Source organism: Pseudoalteromonas luteoviolacea (assembly GCF_021654285.1).
In the GTDB taxonomy this organism is placed as follows: domain Bacteria; phylum Pseudomonadota; class Gammaproteobacteria; order Enterobacterales; family Alteromonadaceae; genus Pseudoalteromonas; species Pseudoalteromonas luteoviolacea_J.
Genome location: NZ_JAKFZS010000062.1, coordinates 1 through 8,388 on the forward strand (window position 1 = coordinate 1; position 8,388 = coordinate 8,388).

Sequence of the window (8,388 nt, forward strand, 5' to 3'; positions counted from 1 at the left end):
TGTGATATGAATATTCGAGAGTTTCGTGACAAAGATTATCCAAGAGTGTTGGAGATTTATTCGAAATCCAAGTTGGATGAGCTTCGTTTTGAGAAAAAGAAATTTAAGCTCTTGCCTCTGGAAAATGATGAAAAGAGATTGCCTGCTTTAAAAGAATCAAAAATATATGTTTTTGATGATGGTCAAGTTCTTGGGTATGGCGCATTATATAATTCAGAGATCAGAGCATTGTTTGTTTGCCCTAAAGCAAGAGGAAAAGGAATTGGAAAACAAATATTAGCGTTTCTGTTGTCCCAGATAAGCGGTGAAGCCAACCTTTTTGTGGCTCAAACAAATAAACCAGCAAAAAAACTCTATGAGGCATACGGGTTTGAAGTATCTGATGAGTTTTTCACGGAATATAATGGCGAGCCAGTGTGCGTAAATGAAATGGTTCGCATTACCAAGTCGCGCTAACAAGGCGTAGCCATCAAGCTTGTGCTTGCTGTGGGTGGTGTTATACGTAAAAGAGGGTAGGGAGCATGGATAGTCCAATTAATAAATTTAAAGTCTGGTGGCAAGAATCGAAAGTTGATAGTCCCTTAAAGCAAAAAAGTGCAGTGTGTGTTTCAACCATAGACGAGCATGGATTTCCATCAGGAAGGTTCGTCGATCTAAAAGCTGTAAGTGAGGAAGGCTTCGTTTTTTGTTCTTATTTTGATTCTGCAAAAGGCAAGCATATTTCTCATAACCCAAAGTCTGCGATGACTTTTTGGTGGGATCATGTTGGCTATCAGGTTCGTGTTATTGGTCACTCACAAGAGATTTCAGAGTTAGAGGCAGATAGTTACTGGGTAACAAGAACTAGAAGTGCTCAATTGACCACTACTGCCTTTGACCAAAGCGCACCTTTAGAGTCAGAAGCTTTTTTAGATACGCGTTTGAACGAGGCTTTGTTACAGTTTGGTGATCAATCAGTCCCAAGGCCGAAGAATTGGGGGGGGTATATTGTTAAGCCTGTGTCTATAGAGTTCCTTACGTTTCGAGAAAGCAGACTACATTTGCGGGAATTATATGAAAACTCTGACGGCTGCTGGAATAAGCAACTCCTTCAACCGTAAAATATGACGCTCAAGTTGAACATTGGGAGCAAAACTCATGGCTTATGTTTTTGTTTAAAGTTATAAATTCTGGTGTGCTATGAAGTATTTTTTAGCTGTCGTTGTTAACATGATTTTTTTAGCTTGTTCAGTTGCGGGGCTGATATCTTCATGTATGTGGGGTTGCCCAAATTCTGGCATACAGCTAATTTTTAAAATTTCTACGGCGTGTTTGTTTATTAGTCTTTGTTTGGTTGTCTACCTTCGGGTAACAAATATAAATCGTAAAAAGAATATGAAGCCAGATTGATGTCGCTCCAATCGTTTATAACAAGTTATTAAAAAAGTAGATATACTCGCAATCTGGTTTTTTGTTATTTCTTCTTGGGAAAAGCTCTTAACTAAACTTATCTGGCTTAAAACTGAGTAAATATAACCGAATCATGGATGAAGGTGGTGAGTAGATATATTTAAACTGGTATTTATCGTTTTAATATTAATATCTGACTTATCCGTTGCAAATAAAAATGGTCTGATAGGGGTGATTATAGGAATAAATACCAGGTAATGTTTGATAACTTGGTACCTCAATACATTCCTGATGCAGTGCTTTTGGTTGAGTCTAAACACGGTAAGCCTATCGGGAGCACAGGGTTTAAAGACCTAGAAAAAAACAGCCAATGACAACCGATATCATGATGCCGAATGGGAGTACTGGGAAAAAGTTAACTGTGCTGTTGGTTGCTTTATTGGCAGAAGATGGGGTTGTTGACCTTGATGCGCCAATTAGTAAAAACCTTGATAAGGAATTACTTATTCAAATTCAATACTCAAATAAAATGGCGTTTAGGAGTTTTTTAAACCACACAAGCGGTATTTTTGAGTATAACGATGTAGGTGAATATGTGTTTCTTAAAGCGCAATATGCTTACAGTAATAAAGTGACCACTGACATGTTTCCACTAGGCTTTGTGTTGAATTGCGGGCTTAATTTCAATCAGTGAAGGGGTATTCGTACTTAAACTCAGGGTATGCGTTGGCTGGCGTTATTTCAGAGCGAGTTTTAAAAGCACATCCATCAAAAGCGATCAGAAAAAGAATTCTATAGCCATTAAAAATGGCATCTAGCTACTCTAAATGTGTGGAAAAAATCAACCAGATCTGGCATCAGGGTATTTAAAGAAAAGGGGGGATACTTTGAAACACGTAATGTTCGATATTGATGACACACTTGTCCAATCATATGATTTAGATTCTGAGTGTTTCATTCAGGCAGTTAAAGAAGTTACGGGTTTGGATATTGATACTAACTGGTCTCGTTATGAACATGTCACAGATAGTGGGATCCTTAATCAGTTTTTTAAAGAAAAAAACATTGAAAATACTGAACTGATCTTTGCACAGATTAAGCGTGTGTTTTTATCAAAAATACAAACTCGAATTACAAATAATCCCATTCTTGAAATACCTGGATCTCGTAAATTTATCTCTAGCTTGAAAGAAATGGATAACGTAGTTATTTCGCTTGCAACTGGTGGTTGGTATGAAAGTGCTATTTTAAAATTGGAATCCGCTGGAATTGATATATCAAATATCTTCATTGCATCTGCTAATGATCATTATTCAAGAATCGAGATTATGAAAATTGCTGAAAAAAGAGCCGTTAAAGAAGAAAGTTTATCGTTTACATATTTTGGTGATGGCTGTTGGGATTTGAAAGCATGTAAAGAGCTGGGAGTTAACTTTGTTTTAGTGGGTAATAAATTAGAACACAGTCAGTCAATTATGGACTTTAAAAAGCAAAGGGAAGTAATAGACTATATTGGCCTGTAACAGATTATTAAAAGGCAAGTTTTTGCGTCAGTAAAGTGAAAAGGAAAGGATTTGATGTATAAAGTGGGAATAGTATTATTTGATGATTTCACTGATGTGGACTTTTTTCTTATGTATGACTTGCTAGGTCGAACAGCTAATAGTTGGACGGTAAGCATACTTGGTACTAAACCCGAGCATAACTCTCATCTTGGTATGACTGTGAAAACTGACAGACACATTTCAGAGGTAGTTAGTCAAGATGTAGTGTTAATCACCAGTGGCAAACGCGGTGTTCCAGCAGCGATGAGAGATGCTGAATTTATGTCAGCGTTAGATCTTAACCCGGCTAAGCAGTTAATTGGCTCGATTTGCGCGGGGTCTTTCATACTTCACGAACTTGGTTTATTAAAAGATAAGCCATTGACCACAAATCCAGATGCTAAAGCCGCCTTACAAAGTATGGGAGGAGATGTTCAGGACTTTCCTCTTGTTATAAATGGAAATATAGCCACTGCGGGCGGCTGCCTTTCATTGGTTTATTTAATTGGTTGGTTAGCAGAGCGACTATTTGACTCTAGTAAACGAAAAAGTATACAAAACCATCTGATCCCAGCTGGTCAGTTAGCCTTATTTGAAGAGCTGATTACCAAAACTATTTATTCAGCCGAATCGGCAAATCTACATAACTAAACATTTGAGAGGTATATGTAGCCTGTAGCATTTGTCTTTGCTTAGTTCGGTTCATGGTTAACGAGATCGTGTATATCTGCTATCTATGGCTGTGCAAAGCGCCCATATTTTCCCCAATCACTTGTTATTAGCTTCGTGGGATGTAACAAAAATTTCACCAGTAAAGTAATCTTTTTTTGTTAAAAAATTTAAAGTGTAGCTTTTTGTTTCTATTAGCTATTTTATTTTCTGTTTTTTTAGATATTTGTTTTTAATCGTTATTAATTTTTTTTATTGAGCGTTGATTTTATTTTTTTAGTATGTGATTTTTCATATGGAGATTATCCAAAAATAAGGAAATAAAATGAAAAAATATATAGCACCACTTTTGTTATTATCATCGTTGTCAGTGTCAGCATCTGACGAACTCTCTGTAAACTCGACTTCCTATTACGGTCCAATCACAATTTGCCAATATGAATTTGCAGGGTTTACTGGTATGTCTTTAAGTGATGTTTCAGCATCTCATGTTGAAATTCAGGGGTATATGCTAAAGTATCGTCATCGTGGCCACATACAGTGTTTGGGGCCGATCCACAAAAATGGCAGAATATACACCTTTGACGCTCAATGGCATACCTATGGGCGACTTTAAGCTGCGTTAGATTAATCTCGTATTAATGCTTAACATAGCCTGATTTATGGTCGGGCTTTTTATTTTCTATCAGCTGAAGTAACTCTAAAAGCGCATAACATTAACATCGGACAGTCACAAGTTTTTTGCTTTATTCGCGCAACTTGACCATTGTTTATATATCCAGCTTTAACTTGAGTCGAATAAATATGACAAGAGCAAAGGAAAGCAACGATAGATCTGTCACATAACATCGTGCACATAACATCGGACCGCATAACATCGGACCGCATAACATCGGACCGCATAACATCGGACAGTCAAAAGTTTTTTTGCTTTATTTGTGCAACTTGACTACTGTTTAAATATCCAGTTTAAAGTTGAGTTAAGTAGGAATGACAAGAGCAAGGAAAGCACTGATAGATTTGTCGTCGACGTCTTATTATCACTTAATAGCACGGTGTGTACGCCGTGCTTTTTTGTGCGGAGATGATAAGTATACAGGTAAAAACTTTGACCATAGACGAACATGGTTAGTGGAGAGAGTAAAACTGCTAAGCAGTGTATTTGCCATTGAAATAGCGGCTTATGCCATTATGAGCAATCACTATCATTTGGTGGTGAAAGTGAATAGGCAGCAAGCACTTGGTTGGTCAGATAACGAAGTGATATCAAGATGGTACAGGTTATACAAGGGTAGTCCAATCATTGATAGATACCTTCACGGTGAAGCTCTCAGTGAGGCAGAGCAGTTACTTGCATCTGAGTTAGTTGAAAAATGGCGAGCTAGGCTGTATGACATTAGCTGGTTTATGAAAAACCTCAATGAATACATAGCAAAAGAGGCAAACAAAGAAGACAACTGCACAGGCAAGTACTGGGAGGGGCGATATAAGTCACAAGCCTTGTTAGATGAAACGGCATTACTCAGTTGCATGGCTTATGTAGACTTAAACCCAATCAGAGCGAACGAGGCAAACAAGCTAGAGGATAGTGATTTTACATCGATTCAAGAACGCATAAAGCACCTCCAAAAGACTGAAGAAAACGCAAACGACTCAAAACAAAATAATGAAGCAGCGCACCAAACAAAACAGCCCAAATCACTAAAACCCTTTGGTACAAGAGAGCAGGAAAACACTTTACCTTTTTCATTGTTAGATTACCTTGAACTAGTTGATTGGGCGGGTAGGTATATTCATCCGAAAAAGAAAGGATACATACCAAAGAATGTGCCCAGTATTCTAGCATCAATGAGAATTGAAGAAGCGATTTGGCTGGATAGGGTACAAAATTATGGTAATCACTATAGTAACTTTGCTGGTTCTCAAACTGTGCTAAGATCACATGCCGCTAAAAATGATGTAAGTTGGTATAAAGGGGTAGGTTAACAAAATTTAGATTGATCCTCACTTTTCAACCTCTGTTCTATGAGCTTATTAAAATGAAAATATTCCTAAATGAAATTTATTTCTATCAACAGATAGGTTTTTATAATTAACCGTAATAGATAACTGTTGCTAGGATTTTCCATTATGCTTCATTGTAAAATTAAATATGTGCCTGTCCTTTTTACTCCCTTTGTCCTTTTTACTCCCTGTCCTTTTTACTCTTGAGTTTAGGTTTAGCTAATAAGTACAATAAAAAGGACAAACTACTGATCACGGGATTTATAAAAGACGTAAAATCTGGCCCAATAATTTTTCTATCGCAAACCTTACAGGCAGGAGAGGAAGATGTCGTATCCTAAAAAACTTGCAGTAGCATTAAGAGAGCTTGAAGATGCAAAAGTTAATAAAATTAATGCAATGCCACCCCCATATATAATTCTGAGGAAGCTTGGGATCGAAATTGTGCCATTTCATTACAACAGATTTTCATCAAACTTTATTATTGCTTCAGTTTGGTTTTTCCCTATATCGTATTTGTTAGCGTTTTGGCATCTAGATGACGTATCGAATACCACAATTTTTAATGTTAGTGTGTTTAGTGGTGTGATGTTGGGGCTATGTACAGCAGTCTATTATAGTAATAGTGCCAAGAAGTATAAATTAAGTACTTGGGAGCAATTGTAGATTAGTATTATCCCTATTTTATGCTCATGTTAGCTTATTAAATAAAAAACAGGTGATTCTTGTTGTTATCAAATGCCAAATCAGTATTCAGTTTATGTGCATTTGTACTTACACTTTTAAGTGCAGGTGCAGTGTATGAGGAAATTTCTCGAAATAATGCTTTAGAAAAATATACAGCCAAAGGCTCTTTGATTGATATAGGATCTCGATTTTTACACATTGACTGTCGGGGAGAAGGGACGCCAATTGTCATTCTTGAATCGGGTCTCGACACTTTGGGCTCATTAAGTTGGTCTGCAGTTCATGAACAATTGGCTCTAACGACGAGAACTTGTGCCTACGATCGCGCTGGTATCATGTGGAGTGATCCTCGACCGTATACAAACAATTTGATGCAAGATATTGCAACTGATTTAAATAAGGCCCTTAACATTGCCAACGAAAAACCGCCATATATTATGGTTGGTCACTCATTCGGTGGTCCATATATTACAAAATTCACGGATCTTTTTGGTGAAAAAGTTGCTGGTATTGTGTTTATAGACTCTCCTCACCCAGAGCAGATGGATTTAGTCCAAAATATTGAGGTGCCACTATCTTTATCATTGAAAAATGCAGTTTCTGAAACCTTCAAGCCCATGATGGATATAACGGGTTTAACTCGCATTTTAAATAATCAGACTAATGAAGCTTTTCCAAACCAGTCCAAATATCATTCAGATGCAGTAAAAGCTTTTGCACCATCATCTGAATATATTTTATCTCGGGAGATTTCGAATTATTCAAGTGGATTACAGCTAATAAGATCTTCAAGAGACTTTGGCGAAAGACCTATGTTTGTGCTCGGAAATATTGTTAATTATGCAGAAATGTCTGATCGACAACTTGCCAGTGCAGGGTTAAGTCGTGATATTGTTCCTGCGGTTATGGAGCAGGATTTGTATATGTTTAACGATCAAGCATCATGGTCGTCTAACAGTCAATTGAAGCTATTTTATAACACATCACATTATATACAATTTGAAAAACCTGAAGAGGTCATTCGTGCTGTGCAAGTTGTTGTCAACAAAGTTAAAAAACAAATGATATAGTTTTTGTCTTTTGCTGGCGTAAGTCTGCGAGGATGTTTTAGTTGAACTTTACAATTTTCTTGATCCTACTTTGCTTTATACTATTGCTAAATGGTTATGCAACTTATGGTATAGCGGGTAGAATAAAGTAATCTTGGGTTTGTTGTTTCGCGCTTTTATCCCAGCTTTGTAATTAGGCTTTAAGAATCTAAATGAAAACAAACATTTTTATATTATTGATAACTATTATAACCATCACTTTTTTTTGGCAGGCTGAAATTTATGAAGACAAAAAAAAAGCTGTAAAGATCAGCGAGTTTGTGCCTGCATTTAACGATTGGGAATGCGGCTATCAGAACATTGGTTCTTGCACCATAGTGTTTGAAGTTATTCCCACCAAAACGTTTCAGGTGAAGGGAATTCAGTATACTAAAGACTTTATGGCTATAAAAATCATTCAAAAAGGAAAGGTCGGTTGGGTTATAAATGGAAAAGGTGTTGAAGTGTATAATCCAAACGATACTTAGCAAGTTCTCCATTAATTTTTTTGATAAAAAATTTCCCACCTAATCAAAGTCAATCACTAGGGACGATAAAAGATATCAGACAATCGTTTTTTGTTAAAAGTGCCATGGGTGTATGTTGTGTTTTGTCGCTTATCTATTTATGTTGGTATGCTACGGTTATGCAAAAATAGTTGTAGGTGAAAATGTTAGCTGGAACTCTGAGTATGGAAAGAATTTTAATTTTGATTGCATTGTAGCTACCTTTAATGGCCAATGCATGTACAGCAAATTTATAAGCCCCTAAAAAGGGGCTTATAAAGTATCTATCTCTTACACAATAATCCCAGGGATCTCCTTGCCAAATCCAAGGTCAACACCGCACGCTTTAGCTGCTGTATGCAGTACATCATGTTGGTTGTAACCTGACCCCATATTACTGACTACGCCTCGGTTTATACGTGCGCCGCCGCCAGCAATAAGGTACGAACATGGGTTGGCAGAGTGTTTATCTGCGTGTCCCATATCTGATGTTTCTAATAC

The 8,388-nt window shown here is 36.9% G+C and carries 10 protein-coding genes and 1 pseudogene; 10 read left to right on the forward strand and 1 reads right to left on the reverse strand.

Annotation, left to right across the window (positions count from 1 at the left end):
- From L1077_RS26680 to L1077_RS26725, 10 genes are all read left to right on the forward strand, one after another.
- Nucleotides 1-456 (forward strand): GNAT family N-acetyltransferase (locus L1077_RS26680; protein WP_237139799.1); only part of this gene is annotated, 456 nt, incomplete at its 5' end.
- 65 nt (nt 457-521) lie between these two features.
- Entirely contained in the window at nt 522-1,100 is a 579-nt protein-coding gene (locus L1077_RS26685) for a pyridoxine/pyridoxamine 5'-phosphate oxidase (RefSeq protein ID WP_237139800.1), read from the forward strand.
- A 659-nt stretch (nt 1,101-1,759) separates the two neighbouring features.
- Nucleotides 1,760-2,083, forward strand: a complete 324-nt coding sequence (locus L1077_RS26690) for a serine hydrolase (RefSeq protein WP_237139801.1) — start codon at nt 1,760-1,762, stop codon at nt 2,081-2,083.
- Between the two features lie 133 nt (nt 2,084-2,216).
- A complete protein-coding gene (locus L1077_RS26695) occupies nt 2,217-2,912 on the forward strand; it encodes an HAD family hydrolase (protein ID WP_237139802.1) in 696 nt (231 codons plus the stop codon).
- 54 nt (nt 2,913-2,966) lie between these two features.
- Complete coding sequence (locus L1077_RS26700) at nt 2,967-3,584, forward strand: DJ-1/PfpI family protein (protein ID WP_237139808.1); 618 nt, start codon at nt 2,967-2,969, stop codon at nt 3,582-3,584.
- Between the two features lie 343 nt (nt 3,585-3,927).
- The gene (locus L1077_RS26705) at nt 3,928-4,218 is read left to right on the forward strand and encodes a hypothetical protein (protein ID WP_237139803.1); all 291 of its coding nucleotides are present in this window, start codon (nt 3,928-3,930) and stop codon (nt 4,216-4,218) included.
- A 374-nt stretch (nt 4,219-4,592) separates the two neighbouring features.
- The gene (locus L1077_RS26710; RefSeq protein ID WP_237139804.1) at nt 4,593-5,588 is read left to right on the forward strand and encodes a transposase; all 996 of its coding nucleotides are present in this window, start codon (nt 4,593-4,595) and stop codon (nt 5,586-5,588) included.
- A gap of 345 nt (nt 5,589-5,933) precedes the next feature.
- Nucleotides 5,934-6,272 (forward strand): DUF6404 family protein, encoded by a 339-nt coding sequence (locus L1077_RS26715; protein ID WP_237139805.1) that lies wholly within the window; start codon nt 5,934-5,936, stop codon nt 6,270-6,272.
- Nucleotides 6,273-6,331: 59 nt separating this feature from the next.
- The gene (locus tag L1077_RS26720; protein WP_237139806.1) at nt 6,332-7,363 is read left to right on the forward strand and encodes an alpha/beta hydrolase; all 1,032 of its coding nucleotides are present in this window, start codon (nt 6,332-6,334) and stop codon (nt 7,361-7,363) included.
- A gap of 191 nt (nt 7,364-7,554) precedes the next feature.
- A complete protein-coding gene (locus tag L1077_RS26725) occupies nt 7,555-7,869 on the forward strand; it encodes a hypothetical protein (RefSeq protein ID WP_237139807.1) in 315 nt (104 codons plus the stop codon).
- A gap of 309 nt (nt 7,870-8,178) precedes the next feature.
- Here L1077_RS26725 and L1077_RS26730 read toward each other — a convergent pair.
- Nucleotides 8,179-8,388 (reverse strand): annotated as a pseudogene (locus L1077_RS26730) (DUF1552 domain-containing protein); the annotation flags it as partial.

What these genes read in the sequence shown, in the direction of transcription:
- L1077_RS26715 (WP_237139805.1), top strand. Translation starts at nt 5,934, where the DNA reads ATGTCGTATCCTAAAAAACTTGCAGTAGCATTAAGAGAGCTTGAAGAT.
- L1077_RS26710 (WP_237139804.1), top strand. Translation starts at nt 4,593, where the DNA reads ATGACAAGAGCAAGGAAAGCACTGATAGATTTGTCGTCGACGTCTTAT.
- L1077_RS26695 (WP_237139802.1), top strand. Translation starts at nt 2,217, where the DNA reads ATGTGTGGAAAAAATCAACCAGATCTGGCATCAGGGTATTTAAAGAAA.
- L1077_RS26690 (WP_237139801.1), top strand. Translation starts at nt 1,760, where the DNA reads ATGACAACCGATATCATGATGCCGAATGGGAGTACTGGGAAAAAGTTA.
- L1077_RS26685 (WP_237139800.1), top strand. Translation starts at nt 522, where the DNA reads ATGGATAGTCCAATTAATAAATTTAAAGTCTGGTGGCAAGAATCGAAA.
- L1077_RS26725 (WP_237139807.1), top strand. Translation starts at nt 7,555, where the DNA reads ATGAAAACAAACATTTTTATATTATTGATAACTATTATAACCATCACT.
- L1077_RS26705 (WP_237139803.1), top strand. Translation starts at nt 3,928, where the DNA reads ATGAAAAAATATATAGCACCACTTTTGTTATTATCATCGTTGTCAGTG.
- L1077_RS26700 (WP_237139808.1), top strand. Translation starts at nt 2,967, where the DNA reads ATGTATAAAGTGGGAATAGTATTATTTGATGATTTCACTGATGTGGAC.